The organism is Micromonospora sp. NPDC126480 (genome assembly GCF_040302465.1).
In the GTDB taxonomy this organism is placed as follows: domain Bacteria; phylum Actinomycetota; class Actinomycetes; order Mycobacteriales; family Micromonosporaceae; genus Micromonospora.
In genome coordinates, this window is record NZ_JBEORU010000017.1 from 1 (window position 1) to 21,532 (window position 21,532).

At 72.9% G+C, this 21,532-nt stretch carries 23 protein-coding genes and 1 pseudogene; 12 read left to right on the forward strand and 12 right to left on the reverse strand.

Features of this window, described 5'->3' with window-relative positions; genetic code table 11:
• Positions 1 to 83: 83 nt before the first annotated feature.
• Complete coding sequence (locus ABTW87_RS17195; protein ID WP_350651801.1) at positions 84 to 902, reverse strand: sugar phosphate isomerase/epimerase family protein; 819 nt, start codon at positions 900 to 902, stop codon at positions 84 to 86.
• Positions 899 to 1,942, reverse strand: coding sequence for a zinc-dependent alcohol dehydrogenase (locus ABTW87_RS17200; RefSeq protein WP_350651802.1), 1,044 nt, complete (start codon positions 1,940 to 1,942; stop codon positions 899 to 901). Before ABTW87_RS17200 ends, ABTW87_RS17195 begins: the two co-directional genes overlap by 4 nt.
• 235 nt (positions 1,943 to 2,177) lie before the next feature.
• On the opposite strand from ABTW87_RS17200, the gene ABTW87_RS17205 reads away from it, so the two are divergent.
• Positions 2,178 to 2,783, forward strand: coding sequence for a class I SAM-dependent methyltransferase (locus tag ABTW87_RS17205; protein ID WP_350651803.1), 606 nt, complete (start codon positions 2,178 to 2,180; stop codon positions 2,781 to 2,783).
• A 9-nt stretch (positions 2,784 to 2,792) separates the two neighbouring features.
• Here ABTW87_RS17205 and eccB read toward each other — a convergent pair whose 3' ends face one another.
• The 4 genes from eccB to ABTW87_RS17225 all read right to left on the reverse strand — a co-directional run bounded on the left by eccB (position 2,793) and on the right by ABTW87_RS17225 (position 7,510).
• Entirely contained in the window at positions 2,793 to 4,178 is a 1,386-nt protein-coding gene (gene eccB, locus ABTW87_RS17210; RefSeq protein ID WP_350651804.1) for a type VII secretion protein EccB, read from the reverse strand.
• Positions 4,179 to 4,312: 134 nt separating this feature from the next.
• Positions 4,313 to 5,584: an MFS transporter gene (locus tag ABTW87_RS17215; RefSeq protein WP_350651805.1), complete on the reverse strand. Its 1,272-nt coding sequence runs from the start codon at positions 5,582 to 5,584 to the stop codon at positions 4,313 to 4,315.
• 119 nt (positions 5,585 to 5,703) lie between these two features.
• Positions 5,704 to 7,089, reverse strand: coding sequence for an MBL fold metallo-hydrolase (locus ABTW87_RS17220; protein ID WP_350651806.1), 1,386 nt, complete (start codon positions 7,087 to 7,089; stop codon positions 5,704 to 5,706).
• Between the two features lie 106 nt (positions 7,090 to 7,195).
• Positions 7,196 to 7,510 carry a rhodanese-like domain-containing protein gene (locus ABTW87_RS17225; protein WP_350651807.1) on the reverse strand — a complete coding sequence of 105 codons (315 nt, stop codon included), beginning with the start codon at positions 7,508 to 7,510 and terminating at the stop codon, positions 7,196 to 7,198.
• A gap of 152 nt (positions 7,511 to 7,662) precedes the next feature.
• On the opposite strand from ABTW87_RS17225, the gene trxA reads away from it, so the two are divergent.
• Entirely contained in the window at positions 7,663 to 8,031 is a 369-nt protein-coding gene (gene trxA, locus ABTW87_RS17230) for a thioredoxin (RefSeq protein ID WP_350651808.1), read from the forward strand.
• 52 nt (positions 8,032 to 8,083) lie between these two features.
• Here the strand turns inward: trxA and ABTW87_RS17235 are convergent, their stop codons facing one another.
• The 3 genes and pseudogenes from ABTW87_RS17235 to ABTW87_RS17245 form a co-directional block, all read right to left on the reverse strand.
• Positions 8,084 to 8,476 (reverse strand): DUF302 domain-containing protein, encoded by a 393-nt coding sequence (locus ABTW87_RS17235; RefSeq protein ID WP_350651809.1) that lies wholly within the window; start codon positions 8,474 to 8,476, stop codon positions 8,084 to 8,086.
• A 70-nt stretch (positions 8,477 to 8,546) separates the two neighbouring features.
• A pseudogene (locus ABTW87_RS17240) lies at positions 8,547 to 8,696 on the reverse strand (pyridine nucleotide-disulfide oxidoreductase); the annotation flags it as partial.
• 440 nt (positions 8,697 to 9,136) lie between these two features.
• Complete coding sequence (locus ABTW87_RS17245; protein WP_350651810.1) at positions 9,137 to 9,403, reverse strand: metal-sensitive transcriptional regulator; 267 nt, start codon at positions 9,401 to 9,403, stop codon at positions 9,137 to 9,139.
• 107 nt (positions 9,404 to 9,510) lie between these two features.
• Here ABTW87_RS17245 and ABTW87_RS17250 point away from each other — a divergent pair, with 107 nt between their 5' ends.
• Positions 9,511 to 9,918, forward strand: a complete 408-nt coding sequence (locus ABTW87_RS17250) for a YidH family protein (protein ID WP_350651811.1) — start codon at positions 9,511 to 9,513, stop codon at positions 9,916 to 9,918.
• Positions 9,915 to 10,256: a DUF202 domain-containing protein gene (locus ABTW87_RS17255; RefSeq protein WP_350651812.1), complete on the forward strand. Its 342-nt coding sequence runs from the start codon at positions 9,915 to 9,917 to the stop codon at positions 10,254 to 10,256. The genes ABTW87_RS17250 and ABTW87_RS17255 overlap by 4 nt, the downstream gene beginning before the upstream one ends.
• Before the next feature lie 2 nt (positions 10,257 to 10,258).
• Here the strand turns inward: ABTW87_RS17255 and ABTW87_RS17260 are convergent, their stop codons facing one another.
• Positions 10,259 to 11,080 (reverse strand): GntR family transcriptional regulator, encoded by an 822-nt coding sequence (locus ABTW87_RS17260; RefSeq protein WP_502891599.1) that lies wholly within the window; start codon positions 11,078 to 11,080, stop codon positions 10,259 to 10,261.
• Between the two features lie 157 nt (positions 11,081 to 11,237).
• Here ABTW87_RS17260 and ABTW87_RS17265 point away from each other — a divergent pair, with 157 nt between their 5' ends.
• From ABTW87_RS17265 to ABTW87_RS17290, 6 genes are all read left to right on the forward strand, one after another.
• Positions 11,238 to 12,572, forward strand: a complete 1,335-nt coding sequence (locus ABTW87_RS17265; RefSeq protein WP_350651814.1) for an MBL fold metallo-hydrolase — start codon at positions 11,238 to 11,240, stop codon at positions 12,570 to 12,572.
• 78 nt (positions 12,573 to 12,650) lie between these two features.
• Complete coding sequence (locus tag ABTW87_RS17270; RefSeq protein ID WP_350651815.1) at positions 12,651 to 13,241, forward strand: rhodanese-like domain-containing protein; 591 nt, start codon at positions 12,651 to 12,653, stop codon at positions 13,239 to 13,241.
• Positions 13,238 to 15,007, forward strand: a complete 1,770-nt coding sequence (locus ABTW87_RS17275) for a SulP family inorganic anion transporter (protein WP_350651816.1) — start codon at positions 13,238 to 13,240, stop codon at positions 15,005 to 15,007. The genes ABTW87_RS17270 and ABTW87_RS17275 overlap by 4 nt, the downstream gene beginning before the upstream one ends.
• A gap of 2 nt (positions 15,008 to 15,009) precedes the next feature.
• On the forward strand, positions 15,010 to 15,438 hold the full coding sequence (locus ABTW87_RS17280; RefSeq protein WP_350651817.1) for a carbonic anhydrase: 429 nt from the start codon (positions 15,010 to 15,012) through the stop codon (positions 15,436 to 15,438).
• A 137-nt stretch (positions 15,439 to 15,575) separates the two neighbouring features.
• The gene (locus ABTW87_RS17285; protein ID WP_350651818.1) at positions 15,576 to 16,988 is read left to right on the forward strand and encodes an MBL fold metallo-hydrolase; all 1,413 of its coding nucleotides are present in this window, start codon (positions 15,576 to 15,578) and stop codon (positions 16,986 to 16,988) included.
• A gap of 150 nt (positions 16,989 to 17,138) precedes the next feature.
• The gene (locus ABTW87_RS17290) at positions 17,139 to 17,738 is read left to right on the forward strand and encodes a class I SAM-dependent methyltransferase (protein ID WP_350651819.1); all 600 of its coding nucleotides are present in this window, start codon (positions 17,139 to 17,141) and stop codon (positions 17,736 to 17,738) included.
• A gap of 21 nt (positions 17,739 to 17,759) precedes the next feature.
• Here ABTW87_RS17290 and ABTW87_RS17295 read toward each other — a convergent pair whose 3' ends face one another.
• Positions 17,760 to 18,764, reverse strand: a complete 1,005-nt coding sequence (locus tag ABTW87_RS17295; RefSeq protein ID WP_350651915.1) for a zinc-binding dehydrogenase — start codon at positions 18,762 to 18,764, stop codon at positions 17,760 to 17,762.
• Between the two features lie 133 nt (positions 18,765 to 18,897).
• On the opposite strand from ABTW87_RS17295, the gene ABTW87_RS17300 reads away from it, so the two are divergent.
• Together ABTW87_RS17300 and ABTW87_RS17305 are read left to right on the forward strand one after the other, a co-directional pair.
• On the forward strand, positions 18,898 to 19,617 hold the full coding sequence (locus ABTW87_RS17300; RefSeq protein WP_350651820.1) for a polyamine aminopropyltransferase: 720 nt from the start codon (positions 18,898 to 18,900) through the stop codon (positions 19,615 to 19,617).
• Between the two features lie 96 nt (positions 19,618 to 19,713).
• Positions 19,714 to 19,890: a hypothetical protein gene (locus ABTW87_RS17305; protein WP_350651821.1), complete on the forward strand. Its 177-nt coding sequence runs from the start codon at positions 19,714 to 19,716 to the stop codon at positions 19,888 to 19,890.
• Here ABTW87_RS17305 and ABTW87_RS17310 read toward each other — a convergent pair.
• Entirely contained in the window at positions 19,847 to 21,481 is a 1,635-nt protein-coding gene (locus ABTW87_RS17310) for a glycosyltransferase 87 family protein (RefSeq protein WP_350651822.1), read from the reverse strand. The two genes, ABTW87_RS17305 and ABTW87_RS17310, sit on opposite strands and share 44 nt — an antisense overlap.
• Positions 21,482 to 21,532 lie beyond the last annotated feature (51 nt).

The following is a 21,532-nucleotide window of genomic DNA, read 5'->3' on the forward strand; positions in this document are numbered from 1 at the left end:
CGACGCGTCAACGTCCTGCACGCCATCCTGCGCACCCGACAGCCCTACCAACTTGATCACGCTCTCGCGGCTTGACTCAGTCATTAGGCTGCGGCCCGCCCGGGCTGGGCGCGGCGCAGCACGGTGGCCGCCTGTTGCAGCGCACCGACCGGGTCGCCGCGCAGCCGGCACTCCAGAGCCAGCCAGCCGGGGTAGCCGATCTCGTGCAGCGTACGCAGCAACGCCGGCCAGTTCAGGTGACCCGCGCCCGGCTGGTACCGGTTGGAGTCGCTGACCTGCACATGCCCGAGGTACGGCGCGACCGACCGCAGCGCCGCGTGGACGTCGTCCTCCTCGATGTTCATATGGAACGTGTCGGCGGCGACCCGCACCGAGGGCAGTCCGACGGCCGCGCACAGGGTGGCCGCCTCGTCGAGCCGGTTCACCATGTGGTCCTCGTACCGGTTGAGGGGTTCGAGAAGGAGGGTGACCCCCTCGGCCCGGGCGTGCTCGCCCAGCTCGCCGAGGGCGTCGAGGAGCACCTGCCGGTCCCCGGCCGGGGACCGGGGCGGCTCGAACGGGGGCAGCCGGCGGGAGAACATGCCCCACGCGGCCGGCGTCATCGCCCCGACGCCGCCGAGCTCGGCGATCACCGACAGCTGGGAGCGGAGGTTGCGCACGGCGTCGCGGGACCGCTCGAGGTCGAAGTCGCCGATGAAGTGGTCCATCTCCACGCACACGGTGGGCAGGACCACGCCGGCGGCGCGGGCGCGGCGCAGTTCGGGCAGCCGGCGGGCGAGGGCGAGGTCGCCGCGCCCGCGCAGCTCGATGCCCTGGTAGCCGAGCGCCGTGGCGAGGGCGTACTTGCCGATCAGGTCGTCGCCCGGCAGGAGCTGCTCCTGGCAGGCCAGCGGAATGGTCATGGTCGGAACCTCAGGACTACTTGGAGGGCGTCCCCGTCACCGCGGTCGAGCAGCGTGAGCGCGTCGGCCACCGCGCCCGCGTCGACGACGTGGCTCACCAGCGGCAGCGGGTCGACGCTGCCCTCGGCCACCAGGTCCATGAAGGTCTGTGCGACCCGCGCACCCGTCCACCGGCCGGCCATGCCGGGTGCCGGGGTCGGCCCGGAGACCTGGGCCGCCACCAGCTGGATGCGGTTGTGGTGGAACTCCTCTCCGAGGCCGAGCCCGTCGGCCTGCCCCTGGTAGAAGCCGGCGGCCACGACGCGACCGGCGTGCGTGGTGGCGCGGATCGCCTCGTGCAGGGCCGGGTACGCCCCGGACAGCTCGAGGCAGACGTCAGCGCCGCGCCCCGCGGTCGCCTGCCGCAGCACGGCGGCGGCCGACTCGACCGTGGCGTCGACGGCGAGCCGGGCACCGAGGCAGGTGGCGTACGCCAGCCGGGACGGCACCCGGTCGACGGCCACCACCCGGGCGCCGGAGAGCACCGCCAGCCGGGTGGCGAGCAGCCCGATGACGCCCTGCCCGAAGACGCCCACCCAGTCCCCCAGGTGCAGATCGCCGGCGAGGACGGCGGTGAGCGCGATCGCGCCGGGCCGGGCGAAGACGGCGGCGAGGGGGTCGAGCCCGGCGGGCAGGGGATGCACCGCGTCGGCGGCCAGGACGGCCTCGGCCCGGTGCCCCCAGATTCCCCAGACGACCTGTCCGGGGCGCCGGTCGGGCACGTCGTGGCCCACCTCGACGATCTCACCGACCTCCTCGTAGCCGAAGCCGACCAGCGGGTACGGCACGGCGGCCTGGCGGGGGACGAACATGCGGGTGACGGCGTCCCAGTCCTTGCTCAGGCGGGGATTGCTGCCCCGGTAGAGGGTCAGCTCGGTGCCCGCCGAGATGCCGGAGTAATGGGTGCGGACGCGGACCTGACCGGGACCGAGCGGATCCGGGGGGCAGGGCTGGAGACTGATCTGCCGTGGCCCGGCCAGCGAGACAACCCAGTTGACCATGAGTCACATCCCGGTAGCACCGAACTCCATCGTAGACAGAAATTCCCCATATGTCCCGCAAAGGATCATGAGCCCCCCGAACCCGTCTTATCCCCCACCGTCCACCCCCGCGATCTGCACTTCTGTGCCCCGGCAAAAGCCACAAATGGCGTAGGAGGAGAGCCGGCCGAAAGTGCAAGATCACGGAGAGGAGGTGGTGGTGCCCGCGGCATCTGCGGCGGTTACGGTGGCATTCATGGGGAAGCCGACGCGGTGGGTGACCGAGACCGGTCCGGAGCACTCGCAGTGGTACATCGACCGGTTCCGCCGGCTCGCCGCCGAGGGCGCCGACCTCGCCGGGGAGGCCCGGCTCGTGGACGCGCTGGTGGCGCCGGGCTCCCGGATCCTGGACGCCGGTTGCGGCACCGGGCGGGTGGGCGCGGCGCTGGCCGCCCGCGGCCACACCGTGGTGGGCGTCGACGCCGACCCGGCGCTGATCGAGGCGGCCCGGGCCGACCACCCCGGTCCCCGCTGGTTCGTCGGCGACCTGGCCGAGCTCGATCTGGCCGCCGACGGCGAGCCGGAGCCGTTCGACGCGGCGGTCGTGGCCGGCAACGTGATGGCCTTCGTCGCGCCGGGCACCGAGGCACAGGTGCTCCGTCGGGTCGCCGCGCACCTGCGACCCGACGGCGTGATGGCGGTCGGCTTCGGCCTCGACCGCGGCTACCGGCTGGCCGACTTCGACGACGACACGGTCACCGCCGGGCTGCGCCGCGAGCACCGCTTCGCGACCTGGGACCTGCGTCCCTGGCGCGAGGAGAGCGGGTTCGCGGTCACCCTGCTCCGCCGGCCGGCGGAGTGACGGACCAGGTCACGCCGGGGCGGCGATCACCCGGGCGGCGTCCGGGTCGAGCGTGGCGCCCGGGGGCACCAGGCTGACCAGGCTCGCCGGCAGCCGGACCGGGCGCACGTCGCGGTAGCCGAGCATGCCGAGCACCTCGGGGCCGGCCAGGACGTGCCGGCGGCCGAGGTCGGTGACCACGCACACGGCCCCGCCGGTCGCTCCGGGTGCGGCGACCGCCTCGACCACCGCACCCCGACCCGGTTCGACGACCACGTGATCGGCGAGCACACCGCCGACGGCCGCCGGGGGGCCGGATCGCGGTGCGGCGGCGAGGTCGGGCAGCCGTACGCCGTGCCGGACGTCGGCCACCGCGCCGTCCTCGCCGACCCGCGTGCAGAGCCCGTCCTCCGGTGCGGCCAGCGGCGGCGGCACGGCCGGCGGGGCCGCCGGCCCGGCCGGCGTCAGGTCGGCCACCTTGGGCAGCGCCGCGAACCGGCCCAGCGTGATCGGCTCGGGCTCCCGCTGACCGGTGCTGGCCAGCAGTAGGCTGGCTTGAAGTTCGGTGATGCCCGCCAGGCCGTCGCGCAGCGCCACCGCGTACTGCCGGCCGCCGCCGGAGTTGCGGACCAGGTAGACGTCGCCGACCCGGCCCCCCGGCACCCGAGCCGACGGCTGCCCCTGCCCGGGCACGGCCGGCGGCTCCAGGTCGACGCCGACCGGCAGTGCGTGCAGCAGGCCGGGCGCCACCGGAACGGCCCGGGCCCGGGTGGCGGCGAGCGCCGCGAGCACCCGGTCGGGGTCCCGGATCGCGTGGCGGCGCTGCCGCCAGACCAGGTGCAGCTCTCCGTCGGGGTGCCGCAGCAGCAGCCCCTCGTCGCCGAGCGGACGGCCACCGGGGACGTCCACGCCGATCAGGACGGCGGACCGGGGCTCCGGCCGGACGCCGTCACCGGCCACCGAGCAGACCGCCCACGGTGCGGTGGACAGCCCCTTGGGCCCGGGCAGCGAGTCCGGCGCGTCGGCGATGCCCAGCGGCAGCCCGCGTGGCACCCCGGTGATGGACTTCCGGGAGACCAGCACGGTCTTCGGCCGCTCCGACCCGATGATGAGCAGCGCCGAGGCGTAGTTGAGCACCGGGTGCAGCTTGTCGTCCCGGTAGACGAACCGGGCACCGGACTCCTTCTCGACGATCACCGCTGCCTCGTCCCGCCATTTGCTCCCGCCACCGGCGAACAACCCGTACAGCGCGAAGCCGCCGAGGATGATGGCCGCCACGAGGACGCTGGCCAGACCGGCGCCGGCCAGCCGCCGGAACGGCGACTGAGCCGGATCGGTCTCCCGCATCACCAGCGCGGCGACCGCCCGCTGGACGGTGAACTGGTACGAGTGCAGCTGGTCCTGCCGCGACGGCATCGGGTCCCTTCCGGTGGCGGGCTCGGGGCACAGGATAAGCGCTGCGTCGATGCGCCGACGACCCTGCGTCGCCCTGGCACGGACGGACGGCCGGATGACCCGGGCATGCCCTGCCCACATCGATCTGCCCGGCCTCACTTGGACGCGGCCGGCCCGGCGTCGGCGGCACGAGCGCCGTACGGATGCGTCTCGTACATGCGGACCGCGACGAGCAGGCCGGAGACGGCGGTGACGGCGGCCACCGCCGAGGTTGCGCCGCGGATGCCGACGAGGTCCGCGACGATGCCGGCCGTCAGTGCGCCGACCGCGAAGCCGCCGTCCCGCCAGAGCCGGTAGACGCCGACGGCGCGGGCTCGCCAGGCCGGATGCGCCACGTCACCGATCGCGGCGAGCAGGGTGGGATACACCATGGCGGTGCCCGCGCCGAGCAGGGCCAGGGCGACGCACCAGAGTTCGAAGGTTTCCGCGCCGGCGACGAGCCCGAGCGCCCCGGCCTGGGTGAGCATGCCGACCACGATGAGTGGCTTGCGACCGATCCGGTCGGACAGCGGACCGGTCAGGATCTGGCCGAGACCCCAGAACGCCGGATAGAGGGCCGCCAGGAGGCCGATCCGGGGCAGCGAGAGACCCGCGGCGGCGAACAGCACGGGAAACAGACCCCAGGCGAGCCCGTCGTTGAGGTTGTTGACCAGACCGGCCTGGCTTGCCGAGGCGAGCGCGGGTTCGCGCCAGCTGACCAGACCGAAGATCCGTCGCGTGGAGAGGCCGCCATGCTCCCCGCCGGCATGGTTCGACGCCTCGTGGTGGGCGTGTCCCCGGGTCTCCTTGACGACCAGGAGCGACAGGCCGAGGCCGAGGGCGACGTAGGCGGCGCCGAGCAGGAACGGCGCGGGGCGCAGCCCGTAGCGCGCGGCCAGCGCGCCGCTGGCCAGTGCCGTCACCGCCACCGCGAGGTAGCCGGCGGCCTCGTTCAGCCCCATCGCAAGACCCCGGCGGCGCGGGCCCGCCAGGTCGATCTTCATGATGACCGTGGTGGACCAGGTCAGGCCCTGGTTGATCCCGAGCAGCACGTTGGCCGCTACCACCCAGCTCCAGCCCGGCGCCCAGATCAGCAGCAGGGGTACGGGAATGCCCACCAGCCAGCCGGCCAGCAGCACCGGACGCCGGCCGTACCGGTCGGACAGAGTGCCGGCGAAGAAGTTCGTCACCGCCTTGGTCGCACCGAACGCGAGGATGTACGTCAGTGCGGCGGTGTAGGCGCCGAGGCGGAACTCCTGCTCGCCGAGCAGCGGCAGGACCGTGCGTTCGGTGCCCAGCAGCCCGCCGACGAGCGCGTTGACCGCGACGAGGAGGGCGAACTGGGCGGCGTTCGCCCGCAGGCCGAGTCGTGACCCGGTGCCGGTCACGTCCGATCCCAACGATGCTCTCCGATCTCCGAACGCGCTCGTGCGGCCTACCTCAGGCAGGCAGGTGACCGAGGGCGATGCCCTCGGTCACCTGCCGATCAGTTCTCGTCCCACCACCCTCAGGCGGCGGCCGGCTCCAGGCTGCTCTGCCAGGCGCCGTATCCGCCGAGCAGGTCGGAGACGTCCGCCCGGCCCGCGTTGCGCAGCAGGCTCGCCGCCACCGAGGAACGGTAGCCACCCGCGCAGTGCACTACGACCGACCGGTCCACCGGGACCTCGTCGAGGCGGCGGGGCAACTCGGCCAGTGGAATGTGGAGGGAACCCTCGACCGTCCCCTGCTCCCGCTCGCCGACGTTGCGCACGTCGAGGACCACCGGCGGCTCGGCCCGGGTCAGCGCCTCCCGAAGCTCGGCGGCGGTCACCCGGCTTGCGCGCGTCATGTCCGCGACCATCTCCCGGAACGCGCCCTCCGGTTCGCGCAGGTAGCCGACCACATGATCGAAGCCGACCCGGGCGAGGCGTACGACGATCTCCTCCTCGCGGTCCTGCGGCGCCACCACCAGCACCCGGCGGTCCGGAGCGACGACGCTCCCGACGGTCTCGGCGAACCGGCCGTCGGCGGGGACATTGATCGACCCGCGCACGTGTGCGGTGCCGAACTCCTGCGGGTCACGGGCGTCCACCACGACCGCGCCCTCGGCGCTCGCCCGAGCGAACTCGGCGGCGCTGAGCGGCCGGGGCGCCCGGGTGTGGTCGAACAGCTCGCGGGCCTTGCGGTTGAGCACGGCGTCGAACGCGAAGTAGCCGGGCGCCGACGGCTGGCCGGCCGTCACCAGGGCGAGGAACTGCTCCTCGCTCATCGGGACGCAGGCGTAGTTGGTGCGGCGCTGCTCGCCGATGGTGGACTGCCGCTCCGTGGAGAGGTTCTTGCCGCAGGCCGAGCCCGCCCCGTGGGCCGGGAAGACCCGCACCTCGTCGGGCAGCCCCATCAGCTTGCCCTGCACGCTGTGGTAGAGCATCCGGCCCAGTTCGTCGGCGGTCACGCCGAGCGAGGCGAGCAGGTCCGGGCGGCCGACGTCACCGATGAAGAGCGCGTCACCGGTCATCACCCCGTACGGCACGGTGTCGTCCGCGCGCTCGTAGACCAGGATGCTGATCGACTCCGGAGTGTGACCCGGGGTCTCCATGATCTCCAGGGTGACGTCGCCGAGGCTGATCCGCTCCCCGTCGGCGAGCTTGCGGATCGGGTACTCGGTCTCGGCCCGCCGCCCGTAGCCGATCCAGGCGCCGGTGGCGGCGGCGACCTCCAGGTGGCCGGCGAGGAAGTCGGCGTGGAAGTGGGTGTTGATGACCCCCTCAATGGTCAGGCCGCGTTCCCGCGCGTCGGCCAGGTACTCGTCGATGTCGCGACGGGGGTCGACCAGGACGGCCCGCCCGCTCGCGTCGTCCGCGACGAGGTACGACGCCTGGGACAGGCAGTCCAGGTAGTACTGGGTGAACAACATGTGCCGCACTCCTTCGAGCGATGGATGGCGATGCAATCACTCTAGCGCATACCCCGGGGGGTATATTCCGGGCCGAAGGTCCCGTGTTTGCGGGACCTTCGGCGAACTAGGCGGCCACGCCCCGCACCACCGGCCGGCCGCTGCGCGCCCACCCGCCGGTACCGCCCGCGACGGAGTACGCGTCGACGCCGGCGCGCCTCAGGAACCGGACCGCCGCGAGGCTGCGGTTACCACTGGCGCAGATGACGTACACCGGAGCACCCTTCGGCAGTTCACCGACGACCGCCGGCAGGCGGTCCAGCGGCACTGGACGGGCGCCTGCGACGTGGCCGGCGAAGTACTCGTACGGCTCCCGGACGTCGATCACCACGGCGTCGCGGGCGTGGGCCGCGGCGAAGTCTTCCAGGTCGACTTCTCGCATCTGATCCCCCTTCAAACGGATACCCCACCGGGTATCTACCGAAGGTAGCCGATCCGAGGCCGAGCCGACACCTCAGTCAGGCCATTGGAAGCTATACCCCCCTGGGTATATTCTCGAGTGCGAGAGTTCGGCCGAGACACGGAGGTAGCAACATGGCGAGCGTGGCGCTGAGCGGGAGTGACTTCGAGAAGACCATCACCCGCGACGGGATCGTGCTGGTCGACTTCTGGGCCAGCTGGTGCGGCCCCTGCCGCAGTTTCGCCCCGGTCTTCGAGCGGGCCAGCGAGAAGCACCCGGACATCGTCTTCGGCAAGGTGGACACCGAGGCGGAGGCCGGCCTCGCCGCAGCGGCCCAGATCCGGTCCATCCCGACCCTGATGGCCTTCCGCGACGGCGTCCTGGTGTTCGCCCAGCCGGGCGCCTTGCCGGCACCGGCGTTGGAGCAGGTCATCCTGGCGGTCCGCGACCTGGACATGGACGACGTGCGGGCCCGGATCTCGGGGCAACCGGCCAGCCGGTGACGCGCTGACCGGTAGCGGCCGGGGCGGGCTTCCGCCCGCGCCCGGCCAGCTGTCAACCGGACAGCTCGCCCAACGCGGCGCGTAGCCGCCGGGTCGCCTCGTCGGCCACCGTCCGCAACTCGTCCGCCTCGCTCAACCGCACCATCACCTGCGGGTCCAGCGCCTCCACCAGCGTGGCGTCGGGCCCGTCGGCGCGGACCACGACGTTACAGGGCAGAAGCAGGCCGATGCTCCGGTCGGCCGCCATCGCCCGGTGCGCCAACGGCGGGTTGCAGGCACCGAGGATGACGTACTCCTCGAGCTCGACCCCGAGCTTCTCCCGCAGCGTCTCCCGCATGTCGATCTCGGTCAACACGCCGAAGCCCTGATCCTTCAGCGCTGCCCGGACCCGCTCGACGGTCGGGCCGAATCCGGCCGACAGCCGGACCGTCATCGCGTAGCTCATGTTCGCTCCTCTCTGCTGAGATCGTGCCGGCCGGGGACGACCGACGCCGGTGATCCGCCATTTCGCCGCCTCAGGCCAGACCGCGGAGCATGCCGTGCCAGTACAGCGCCGGCAGGCCGTACCGCTTGAGCAGCCACATGTCGTACCGCGGCCGCATCGTGTCGATGACGGGAAAACCCGGCCTCGGCTTGTGCTCGTAGTCGAACTCGGACAGCAGCATCCACGCCGAGGGTGTTCGCCTTCAGCCCCGGCAGCTCGGGGTTGGTGAAGAAAAAGGCAGCGCTGTAGGAATCGATCGCGTCCGAGCTGAGGACAAGTAGCTTCCCGCCGTTGGTCGTGAGTTCCCAGCGGTCAGGAACCTGGTGTCGCCGTGGACCACCCCACCGATCGTGACGCCGTCATGTCACCTGCCGCGTCGGACAGGATGAACGAGCCTCCGGCCAGCACCGCCACCGCGTCCGGGCCGAGCTCCGGAGGCAGGTCGCGGACGGTCGCGCTCGGAACCTGGTCCTCGGGCCTGGTACCGAGTCGGATCGCCTGGAGTGGCTCTGCGGTTGGTCCTGGTCGCCGCCCACCCCCGAAGGAGAGGTCCTACGGCTGCTCTTCGCCGTGGTGACCCCTCCCGATGACGAATCACGCGGCGGAGGTGCCGGATCGTGGTTAGGCGAGCGAGAGGAACAGCTTCTCCATCTGCTCGAGATTGGCCTTCTGGTCCTCGCCGGGCGCGCCGCTGACGCACTGCTGCAGCCCGCTTGCGATGATCTTGAACCCGGCCCGGTCCAGCGCGCGGGACACCGCCGCCAGCTGAGTGACCACCTCGGCGCAGTCCCGACCGTCTTCGAGCATCCCGATCACGCCACGGATCTGACCCTCGGCGCGGCGAAGCCGCTTGATCACGTCACCGACCGCGTTTTCGTCAACCTGCATCTCCAACCCCTCCCTGTTCGACACCAAGGGTACACCCGGGGGTATGGACAGCTGCATGTTACGATCGTCGGCATATACCCACCCGGGTATGTGGAGGGGATTCCGTCATGACTGAGGTCGGCAGGCGGCTGCTTCGTCCGCGACCGGACCGTCCCCCACTCGACGACGTGGGGGACCCGCCGGACTACCGATTCAGCCTGGCGAACGAGCGCACGTTCCTCGCCTGGCTCCGTACATCGCTGGCGCTGCTGGCCGGCGGCGTGGCGGTCGTCCAGATCGTGCCGGATTTCGCCGTCCCGGCTGCGCGGCCCGTGCTCGGCGTCGTCCTCATCGTGCTGTCCACCGTCATCGCCGCGACGAGCTACGGACGGTGGGAGCGCCGCGAGCGGGCGATCCGACTCGGCGGACCGCTCCCCCGGTCGACACTTCCGCGGGTCGTCGGCATCGGCCTGGCAGCGGTCATGGTGCTGGCGCTTGCCTTCGTGCTCGTGGAAGTGGCACGGGGATTCGGATGACGCGCCGCCGGCCCACCCACCCGCGCGGGGTCATCGACGCGGGCCTGCAGAGCGAGCGCACGTACCTCGCCTGGCAGCGCACCGCCCTGGCCTTCGCGGGGGTTGGCGCGCTGCTCTCCTACGCCGCCGTGTCGCACGGGCGGGCCCTCGCCATCCCCGGCGGCCTCGGACTGCTCGTCGGGGCCCTCCTGTTCAGCCAGGCGCAACGGCGTTACCGACTGACGGTGGCAACGGCCCGTTCGGAACGGGCGTTGGACCGTCGGATGGTGGCCGGCGTCGCGGCGGCGGCGACGCTGCTGGCTGTGGCCAGCCTCGGCACCCTGCTCGCAACGGCGTGACCTCAGCCGGCAGATTTCGTCGGGGCGGATCCCAGCGGGGAGCCGTCGGCGACAGCCATCTGGTACGCGGCGTGGGGCGCCCACTTCGCCACGATGCTGAAGCGGTCGGCGCGCACGAGCGTCTCGCGCCACTCGGCCGGCTCACCGTTGACGGAACCGATCCGGTCGATGGCCAGCAGCGCCACGCCTCGGCCCAGGCCGAGCAGGCGACGTTGATCCGAGGTCGGCACCACGGCATGAATGCGCTCCTGTCCCCCGGTGATCCTTACGCCGCCGAGCTTGGCGAGCTCGGCGTAGACCCCGGTCGCGGTCAGGTCGGCGTCCAGCAGCGGGCGCGCGAGCGAGGCCAGCAGCCAGGTGCGGTCCAGGGCGAGTGGCTGCTCGTCGGCGTACCGCAGTCGCTCGAGGTACACGAACTCGGTGTCGGCGTCGACGCTCAGCCGATCCGCGACCGCCGCATCCCGGCGCGCTCCCCGGGCGAGCACCTCGCTGCGCTGGCTCATGCCGCGCGCCTGGACCTCGCCGAACAGCGAGTACAACGCACCGAGCGGTTGCTCGATGCGAGCTGTCCGCACGTCGCTGCGGCGCCCACGTCCGGATTCGAGAATCCCAGCCTGGCGCAGGCGCCGCAGCGCCTCGCGGACGGTGTGCCGGCTCACGTCGTACTCGTCGGCCAGTTGGTGCTCGCCGGGGAACGCCCTGCCGAACGCGTGGGCTTCCAGGCGCCGCACGAGGTCTTCGTACAGCTGTGCCCACAGCGGGAGCGGGCTGCTGCGGTCGAGGGGACGCGCTCTGTCCTGGTCTGCCACGGCGCACCTAGCCATTTCGCACGACTTGTCTGGTTGACCGGACAAGTCTAGCGAACCAAGGGCTGGAATCGCGGCCCGCGGGAACACCGGTTTGCAGTTGTCCGTTCATTCGTACATACTCGGTTCCAGTACCCCCGGGGGTATACACCGAAGACCTAGAGGAGGGGCAATCGTGGATCTCGTGTCATTCCGCACGCCGGGCCTGGGCGACCAGACGTACCTGCTGACCCACGAGGGAAAGGGCGTCCTGGTCGACCCGCAGCGCGACATCGACCGCTTCCTGCACGCGGCCGCCGAACGCGACGTCGAGTTGCGGTTCGTGCTGGAGACGCACCTGCACAACGACTACGTCTCCGGGGGCGAGCAGGCGGCGCTGCGTACCGGCGCCGAGCTGGTGCTGCCCGCCGCGGCGGCCGCCGCGTACCCGCACACGGCCGCGTTCCACCTCGAGGACATCAAGGCCCAGGGCCTGACGATCCGCCCGATCCACACCCCGGGCCACACTCCCGAGCACACCAGCTACCTGGTCCTCATCGACGGGGAGCCAATGGCGGTGTTCTCCGGCGGCAGCCTGCTGGTCGCCTCGGCCGGTCGACCCGACCTGCTGGGCCCCGCCCGCGCCCGCACCCTGGCGAAGCTGCAGTACGGGTCGCTGCACCGGCTGGCCGGCCTGCCCCGCGACGTCGCCCTGCTCCCGACGCACGGTGAGGGTTCTTTCTGCACCGCCACCGGCGCCGGCCGTTTCACCTCCACCATCGGGGAGGAGCTGGAGAGCAACCCGCTGCTGGGCGTCGGCGACGCGGAGCAGTTCGCCGACCGGCTGCTCGCCGAGCCGATGCCGATTCCGGCGTTCTACCAGTACATGGGGCCGGCGAACACGCTTGGCGTCCCGCCGATGCCGGCGCTGACCGTGCCCGAGATCGACCTGGCGGACCTGGCCGAGCAGCCGGAGGGGACGCAGGTGCTCGACGTACGCCCCCGCACGGCGCAGGCCGCCGGTTTCCTTCCGGGCTCCGTCGGGATCGAGGTGGCCGACGACTTCGGCAGTTGGGCGGGCTGGCTGCTGCCGTACCAGGCGCCCATCGTGCTGGTGGCCGAGCCGGGTCAGGACGTCACCGAACCGATCACCCAACTGGCACAGATCGGCGTCGACAGCGTCCGCGGTGTGGTCCGCGACCTGGGCGAAGCCGCCACCGACCAGTTCGAACTGGTCGACGTCGCCACCTTCGTTCGGCGGCTGGCCGACCCCGCCGCGCAGGTGCTCGACGTGCGCATGCCCAGCGAACGCGCGGCCGCGCGGCTGGACGGAGCGGTCGAACGTTTCCTTCCCGATCTGATCACCGAGGGTGTGCCCGCCGAGATCGATCCCGAGCGTCCGGTGCTGATCGCCTGCGGCAGCGGTCGACGCGCCGCCATCGCAGCAACGCTGCTGGCCCGCGAGGGCTACCGGCCCGTCGTGCTCGCCGGGGCCGGCGTCGCCGACGTGGCCGCCGCCCGCGCCGCCTGACCATCTCTTCGACCACCGACGGGGTGGTTGTCGCCATCCCCGCCGGATCAACGCCCGCCAACTCACAAGGAGTGCCGCATGACCGCCAAGAACGCATCGTCCGCCGTCGACGTCGCCACCGCCCGCGCCTTGCTCGCCAACAACCCGGACACCCTGATCGTCGACGTGCGTACGCCCGGCGAGTTCGAGACTGCCCACGTCCCCGGCTCGATCAACCTGCCGCTGGACCAGGTCGACGCGCACCTGGGGCGCATCGTCAACGACGCCGGCGGCCAGCTGCTGCTGATGTGCCAGTCGGGCAACCGCGCCACCCAGGCCTGCACCAAGCTGGTCAATGCCGGCCTCCCCGGCGCCACCGTGATCTCCGGCGGGATGAACGCCTGGATCACCGCGGGCGGTCCGGTCGAGCGGGGCCGTGAACGGTGGAGCCTGGAGCGCCAGGTCCGCCTCGTTGCCGGCAGCATCGTCCTACTCTCGGTCGTGGCCAGCATCTGGGTGCCGCCCGCGCGGTTCGTGGCCGGCTTCGTCGGGGCCGGTCTGGCCTTCGCCGGAATCACCAACACGTGCGGGATGGGCATGCTGCTGTCCCGGCTGCCGTACAACCGCGGGGCCGGCTGCGACGTCAACAGCTCCCTCGCGCGGCTGCGTACCGACGGGAGGGGTGCATGAGCACGGCCTACATCCAGCAGGACCGGTCCGGCCTGGCGCGAGTCGTGCCGCTTCTCGGTTGGCTGCGTAACTACGACCGGACGACCCTGCGCCATGACCTGATCGCCGGACTGACCGTTGCGGTAATGCTGGTTCCGCAGAGCATGGCCTACGCCGCGCTGGCGGGCATGCCGCCGGTCACCGGCCTGTACGCCTCGATCGTGCCGCTGCTGGTCTACGCGCTGCTGGGGACCTCTGGCTCCCTCGCTGTCGGGCCGGTGGCCATCACCGCGCTGATGACCAGCGCAGCACTGGCTCCCCTCGCCGACGGCGACCCGGCCCGGTACGCGGCGTTGGCCGGTCTTCTCGCGCTGCTGGTCGGCGCGATCCAGGCGCTGATGGGCGTGTTGCGCCTCGGGGTGCTGGTCAACTTCATGTCCCACTCGGTGCTGTCCGGGTTCACCTCCGCGGCGGCGATCGTCATCGCCGCCAGCCAGGTGAAGGACCTGTTCGGGCTCAAGGCCGGCCGGGCAGAAACATTCCCGGAGATCGTCGAGTCGGTCTGGCGCTCGGCGACCACCGCGCACGGGCTGACGATCCTCGTCTCGCTGGTGAGTGTCGCCGGGCTCGTCCTGCTGCGCCGGTACGTGCCGAAGCTGCCCGGAGCACTGCTCGTCGTCGCGGGCGTCACCGCGGTCAGCGCCACGCTGTCTCTCGGCGACCGTGGGGTGAAGATCCTCACCGACGTTCCGGGCGGGATCCCGGCGCCCGCGTTGCCGGCGCTGTCCGCTCCGGACATCCAGGCGCTGTTGCCCGCCGCCGTGGCCATCGCGCTGGTGGCTTACATGGAGGGCATCGCCGTGGCCAAGGCCCTCGCTGCGAAGTCACGTCAGCATGTCGGCGCGAACCAGGAACTGGTGGCCGTCGGTGCGGCCAACGTCTCGGCCGGACTGTTCCAGGCGTTCCCGGTGGCCGGTGGTTTCTCCCGCAGCGCGGTCAACTTTTCCGCCGGTGCCCGCACCCCGGTGGCCACCGTGCTGACCGCGGTGATGGTGGCGCTCACGGCGCTCGTGCTGACGCCCGCCTTCTACCACCTGCCCAAGGCCGTACTCGCAGCGATCGTGGTGGTCGCCGTACTCGGTCTGGTCGACCGCAGGGGTGCGGTCACCGCGTGGCGGACCCGCCGGTCCGATGGCCTGACCCTGGGCCTGACGTTCCTGGTCACTCTGGTCTTCGGGGTGGAGCCCGGTCTCGCAGCCGGCGTGGCGTTCAGCCTCGGCGTCTTCCTGTGGCGCTCCGCCCGGCCGCACACCGCCGAGCTGGGCCGGGTACCGGGCACGAACACCTACCGCAACGTCGCCCGGTACACCGGCCTGGTCACCGATCCGCGGGTGGCGATCAACCGGGTGGACGGCCCGCTGTACTTCGCCAACGCCCAGCTCCTCGAGGACCGGCTGCTCGCACTGGCCGAGGAGCGGGACGAACTGGAGGTGATTGTGCTCGACGCCAGCGCCATCAGCGACACCGACGCCGACGGCGCCCATGCCCTGGCGGAACTGCGCCAACGCCTGGACGCACGCGGCGTGGCCCTGCACCTGGCCACCGTCCGCGGGCCGGTGCGCGACCTCCTCGATCGGGCCGGCGTGTGGCAGCCCATGCGTACGGCCGGCCGCGTGCACCATGACGTGAGCGCCGCGCTCTCGGCGGCGGGGGTCGAACTGGCCAGCCCGTCGCCGGGCGAGCCGTCGGCGCCCGGTCGGTCGCCGGTTCCCCAGGAGGTGGTGTGACCGTGCCGGACCGATTCGCAACGATCTTCACCTGCATCGACGGGCGCATCCAGCAGCCGCTCACCGAGTGGATGAAGAACCACCTCGACGTCGAGTACATCGATACGATCACCGAGCCCGGACCGGAGGCCGTGCTGGCCGCGACCGGTGAGCGGTGCCTGGAGGTCCTGCTGGAGAAGGTGGAGATCTCCCGGCGGGCCCACGGCAGCGGCACGCTGGTCATCGCCGGCCACTCCGACTGCGCGGGAAACCCCGTCTCGGACGACGAGCAGCGGACCCAGCTACGGCGGAGTCTGGACCGGCTGGCCGAGCGGCTGCCCGGCACCAGGATTCTGGCCGTCCATGCCGACCGATGTGGCGAGCGGTGCTGGGCTCCTCTCCTGGTCGCCGAGGTGACGTCGGCCCCGGCCGACGTCCGACTGGCGCCGTAGGGAGATCGGTACCGGAACTGACGCCTCCGCCGCCGCATCCTGGCGGCGGAGGCGGGTAAGCGGACCTCGGGGAGCGGGACAAGGATACGCGCCGCACATACCCCTGTGGGTGTCTTGGTACGGAGGGAGCACCGACGGTGGCAGTTGAGGTGTCGGTCATCGCGACGTCGTCCCTCGGCGACCGTAGCTACCTGGCCTCGGACGGCCAGGTTGCGGTCGTGGTCGACCCGCAGCGGGACATCGACCGGGTCCTGTACCTCGCCGGCGAGAGGGGCGTCCGGATCACCCATGTGGTCGAGACGCACCAACACAACGACTACGTCTCCGGCGGGCTGGAACTGGCCCGCCTCACCGGGGCCCGCTACCTCGTGGCCGCAGCCGACGAGGTCGGCTTCAGCCGGGAGCCGGTCTCCGACCGGGACACCGTCGCCGTCTCCGACTCGATGTGCCTGCGGGTGGTCGCCACCCCCGGGCACACCTTCCACCACCTGTCGTACGTCCTGTCCGAGGCCACCGGCGGCGGCTGGCGTCCGGTCGGCGTCTTCACCGGCGGTTCGCTGCTGTTCGGCACCACCGGCCGTGCCGATCTGCTCGGCGATCAGCATGCCCACGACCTCGCCCGTCACCAGCACGCCTCGGCCAGACGGCTGGCGGACCTGCTGCCCGACAGCGCCCAGGTATGGCCCACCCACGGCTTCGGCAGCTTCTGCTCGGCCAGCCAGGCCGACGTGCCCGAGTCGACGATCGGCCGGGAGAAGCAGGCCAATCCGGTGCTGCGGCTGGCCGCCGAGGACTTCGTCACCGAGACGCTGGCCGGGCTGGACGCCTACCCCGCGTACTACGCCCACATGGGCGTGGTCAACGCCGCCGGGCCCGCGCCGGTCGACCTCACCCCGGTGAGCCGGGCCGACGCCGCCGAGCTGCGGCAGCGGATCGCCGACGGGCAGTGGGTCGTCGACCTGCGGCACCGCAAGGCGTACGCGGTCTCCCACCTGGCCGGCACCGTCAGCCTCGGGCTCGACGGCCCGATGTCCACCTGGCTCGGCTGGCTCATCGATTGGGGGGTACCGATCACCCTGCTGGCCGAGACGCCCGAGCAGGTCGCCGACGCCCAGCGCGAGCTGGTGCGCATCGGCATCGACCGGCCGGCCGCCCAGACCACCGGCGAGCCCGAGCGGTGGGCGGTCGACCGGGGGCAGCCGCGCGAGCTGCGGATGGCCGACTTCGCCGCGCTGGCCTCCGCCCGGGCCGGGAAGACCCCTGCCGGACTGCCCGCCCCGGACGTCGTCCTCGACGTGCGGATGACCAACGAGTGGACTGCCGGCCACATCGACGGCGCCGTGCACATCCCGCTGCCGGACCTGCCTGAGCGGCTCGCCGACGTGCCCGCCGGCGCCGTCTGGGTGCACTGCGGCTCCGGCTACCGGGCCACCGCCGCCGCCTCCCTGCTGGCGAACGCGGACCGCGACGTCGTCGTCATCGACGACAGGTTCGAGGAGGCCGAGGCGGCCGGCGTCGCCATGGCCGAGCAGGGACTGCCACTCGGGTGAGCGCACCGGCCGCCCCGCCGCCTGGCGCCGGCCCGACGCCCGCTCACATCCCGACGAGTACCCGGCCGGCAGCCGTGCCGGATCCCACGCCGACGACCGGTCCGCCAAGATGGGACGGTCGCCGCGCCGGCCGTCGAGAGGAGCAGCACCATGGACGACAGGGAGTGGGACGCCCGGTACGCCGCCGCGCCGGGCCTGGTGTGGACCGCCGAGCCGAACCGGTTCGTGGTGGAGGAACTGGCCGACCTGCCGCCCGGCCGGGCGCTGGACCTCGCCGCCGGTGAGGGACGCAACGCCGTCTGGCTCGCCGAGCGCGGCTGGGACGTGACGGCTGTCGACTTCTCCGCGGTCGCGGTCGACCGGGGGCGTGAGCTGGCCCGTCAGCGCGGCGTGCCGGTCCGGTGGCAGGTCGCCGACGTCACCGCGTACGCGCCGCCGGCCGGCGGGTTCGACCTCGTGCTCATCGCGTACCTGCACCTGCCGGAGCCCGACCTCGCGGCCGTGCTGTCCCGCGCCAGGGAAGCGGTCCGCCCCGGCGGAACGGTGTTCGTGGTGGGGCACGACGTGGCGAACCTCAGCGGCGGCACGGGCGGGCCCCAGGATCCCGCCGTCCTGCTCACCCCGGAGGCCGTCGTCGCCGGCCTCGACGGTCTCCGGATCCACCGCGCGGAGACGGCCCGGCGGCCGGTCGCCGTCGACGGCGGCACCGTCGACGCGCTGGACACGGTGGTCGCCGCGACCAGGCCTTGAGGAACGTCGCCGGACCGGGCCCTATGGCCGCAGGATGAGCCGGATGGGGTCGCCCTGCTTGGTCTCCACCCGCTGCACCGCCTGCGGCGCCTGCGCCAGCGGCAGCACGTCGCTTACCGACGCGGACAGGTTCAGCCGCCCCTGCCCGGCGAGCGACACCAACTGCTCCACGTGCTCGGCCTCCGAGCCGTAGTGCCCGAGCACCGCCTGCTGCAGGTAGTTGAACGGGCTGTCCGAGGCGATGGTCACCGGCTTGTTCGCGATCCCGGCGAGGACCAGCCGCCCGCGCCGGCCGAGGACGGCGAGGGCCTGCTCACGCACCGGGGTGACGCCGGCGAAGTCGAACGCCACGTCAAGTCCCCGCCCTCCGGTCAGCTGCCGCACCGCGTCGGCGAAGCCGTTGTCGGCCGGGTCCAGGGCCGCGTCGGCGCCCAGGGCGAGGGCCCGCTCCCGGGCCGCGGCGAGCGGGTCGACGGCGATCACCGGGGCCGCGCCGACCAGCCGGACGAGTTGCACGGCGTGCGCGCCGAGCCCGCCGACGCCCCAGACACCGACCGCCTCACCGGGCCGCGTACGCCCGGTGTCGGTCACCGCCGCCCACGGCGTGGACACCGCGTCGGGGATGATGCAGGCCTGCTCGAACGGCAGGTCGTCCGGGATCGGCACCACGGTCTCCTGGCTGGCGACCGCGTACTCGGCCCAGCCCCCGTCGTAGTCGACGCCCCGGGTGAACACCGTGCCGCGCCGGTCCCGCTCCCCCGCCTGGAGCAGCACCCGCCGGCCCGGTTCCCAGCCGGCCACGCCGTCGCCGAGCGCGTCGACGACGCCGGCCACCTCGTGGCCGAGCGTCACCACGTCCTCGGGCAGGTAGAGCGGGGTCAGCGTGCCGTCGATCAGGTGCACGTCGGACAGGCACACCCCGGCGGCGGCCACCTTGATCCGCACCTGCCCGGGCCTCGGCTCCGGCACCGGCACCGTCTCCATCCGCAACGCCCGATCCGTCAGGTGCAGCCGGCCGGCCAGCATGTCCGCCACCGCGTACTCCCCTCTCGCCGGCCGTCGCACGAGGGCCGGACCACCGCTCATACCCGCCGCCGCCGAAGGGATGCCTGCCGCGCGCCGCGGACACCACAGCGGGGCCACCGGTAGCATCCGGCCGATGGGCGTGCGATTCGAGGAACTGGCCTGGCGGGAAACCCCGATCGGCGCCATCAGCCTGCGCCGGCGCCGCGACCCGGCACTCGACGTCGAGGTGTACGAGGTCAAGCTCGACGACGAGTTCCTCATGTCCAGCCTCTTCCCGGTCGCGGAGATCGAGCTGGCCCGGCTCGGGCTCGCTCCCCTGGCCGGGCCCGACCTCGACGTGGCCGTCGGCGGTCTGGGCCTGGGCTTCACCGCCCGGACCGTGCTGGAGGACGACCGGGTCGCCTCGATGCTGGTCGTGGAGGCCGTCGAGGACGTGATCGACTGGCACCGGCGGGGGCTGCTGCCGTTCGCCGCCGGGCTCGCCGCCGACCCGCGGACCCGCTTCGTCCGAGCGGACTTCTTCGCCGCGGTCGCCGCCGGCACCGGCCTCGACCCCGACCACCCGGGACGGCGGTTCGACGCGGTGCTGCTCGACGTCGACCACTCGCCGCGCAACGTGCTGCACCCGAGCCACGCCGCCTTCTACACGCCGGCCGGCGTGCGCCGGCTCGCGGCGTCACTGCGCCCGGCGGGCGTGTTCGCGCTGTGGTCGGACGACCCGCCGGACCCGGCGTTCGAGGACGTGCTCGCCGAGGTGTTCACGGCGGCGGAGTCCCACGTCGTCCGGTTCCCCAACCCGCTGACCCGCGGCGAGTCCGCCAACACGGTCTACGTCGCGCACTCTCCGGCCTGACCGCCGTTTCCGCGGCTCGCCGGGCATGTTGCCGGCCAGGCTGGGAAGGCGACGGGGCGCCCCCGCGTACCGCGGGCGGCGGGGACGGAGGTCGACATGCGGGCACTGCTGTGGGTCGTCGGCGTCGTCGCCGGCGCGCTCGTCCTGCTCGGGCTGCTCCTGGAAGCGGTCCGCTGGCTGGTCATCATCGGCGCGATCGCGCTGGTGGCGGTCGTCGTCTTCGCGTTCGTCAAGGCACGTCAGGCGACCGGGGGGTCACTGCGGGAGCACTGATCCGGTGGCGGGGCGCGGTCAGCTCGTCGGCGTACTCGGCGAGCGGCCGCCCCTGCGCGTCGTACGCGATCAGCCGGCCGTGCGTCATGGTGGCCGACCGGAACGAGAACACCCGCGAGCCGGGCCAGGCGTGCAGCAGGGGTATGACGCGGGGTGGGCCGCCCGGGGCGGAGTGGTACTCCAGCCGGGCCACCACCGGGGACACCACGCCGTTCACCCGCACCTTGGTCTTCTCCGCCCGGGTGCCGAAGGTCACCGGCGTGCCGCCCCCGTACGCGGCGCACTGCGACGGGCCGCGGCAGACGAAGAAGTACCGGGGGTTGTCCACGTCGGAGATCGCGTACGCCTTGAAGGTGGGGTCCGCGCCGGCCGGCAACGGCTGCAGCGCGAAGATCGCCAGCGCCCCGGCCCCGACGGCGCCCGCCCGGGCCCAGCCGCTCCGAGCGCCCGCCCGTCGCCGCGCGCGTGCCGTCACGACGGCGACCCCACCGAAGCCGGTCAGGCAGAGCACGACGACGCCGATCGCCCGCGCGTTCTCGAAGAGGAACTGCACCCCCGGCCGCGTCGAGACGGGAGCCAGAACCACGCCGAGCGAGACGACGGTGGTGGCCAGCAGGGCCACGCCGCCGACCCGGCGGGCGTGACCGTGCCCGCCGATCAGCAGCATCGCGGCCAGCACCGGCCAGATCTGGTGATGGGTCCAGGAGACCGGGGAGGCGGCGACCGTGGCGCAGCCGACGAGCACCGCGGCGTGCCCGGGACGGCCCTCCTCGACCAGCTGCCGGGCCCGCCAGAGCGCCACCGCGCAGATCGCGGCGACCAGTGCCAGCCAGACCGCCGGCAGCGCCGCCGGTTCGAGGCCGACGCGCAGCAGCATCCCGTGCACCGACTGGTTGCCGAGAGAGGCGAGGTTACCGATCCGGGAGGTGTCGTGCACCGCCCCGGCCCAGTAGGTCCAGCTCGCCCCCGGCAGGACCGCCGCGCCCAGCGCGGTGCAGGCCAGGAACGCGGCGACGGCCCGGCCGGCGTCCCGGTACCGCCGGGCCGCCAGGAAGTGGACGACGAACAGCAGCGGTGTCAGTTTCACCGCGGCGGCCACGCCGACGAGGACGCCCCGCAGCCGGGCCGGGACGACGCCCGCCGCGTCCAGCAGCGCGAGCAGGACGATCAGGATGCTGACCTGGCCGAAGCGGAGGTTGCTCTGCACCGGCGCGGAGAGCATCAGCGCGCAGGCGACCGCCGGCACGACGAGCGGGCGCCGCTCTCCCGGCCGGGTCAGCATCCTGCCCACCGGCCGGGCGATCGCGACCACCGCGAGGCAGGTGAGCGCCAGCCAGGCGGTCTGGGCCACGCCCTCCGGGACCGCCGCGACCGGCCAGAGCACCAGCGCCGCGAACGGCGGGTAGGTGAACGGGCCGCCGTTGTCGGCGACGAACTCGTACAGCGGGCGGCCGGCGTGCAGGTGCAGCAGCGCGCCCCGGTAGATGTGCAGATCGGAGAGGCGGTCCGGGCGGAGCGCCACCAGCACCGACGAACCTGCGGCGAGCAGCACGAACGCACACCAGAGTGCAGCCACCCGTCGATCCCGCACGCCCGCAGTCTACGACCGGTCACACGGGCACTGTGGACCGAGCGTCCCGGG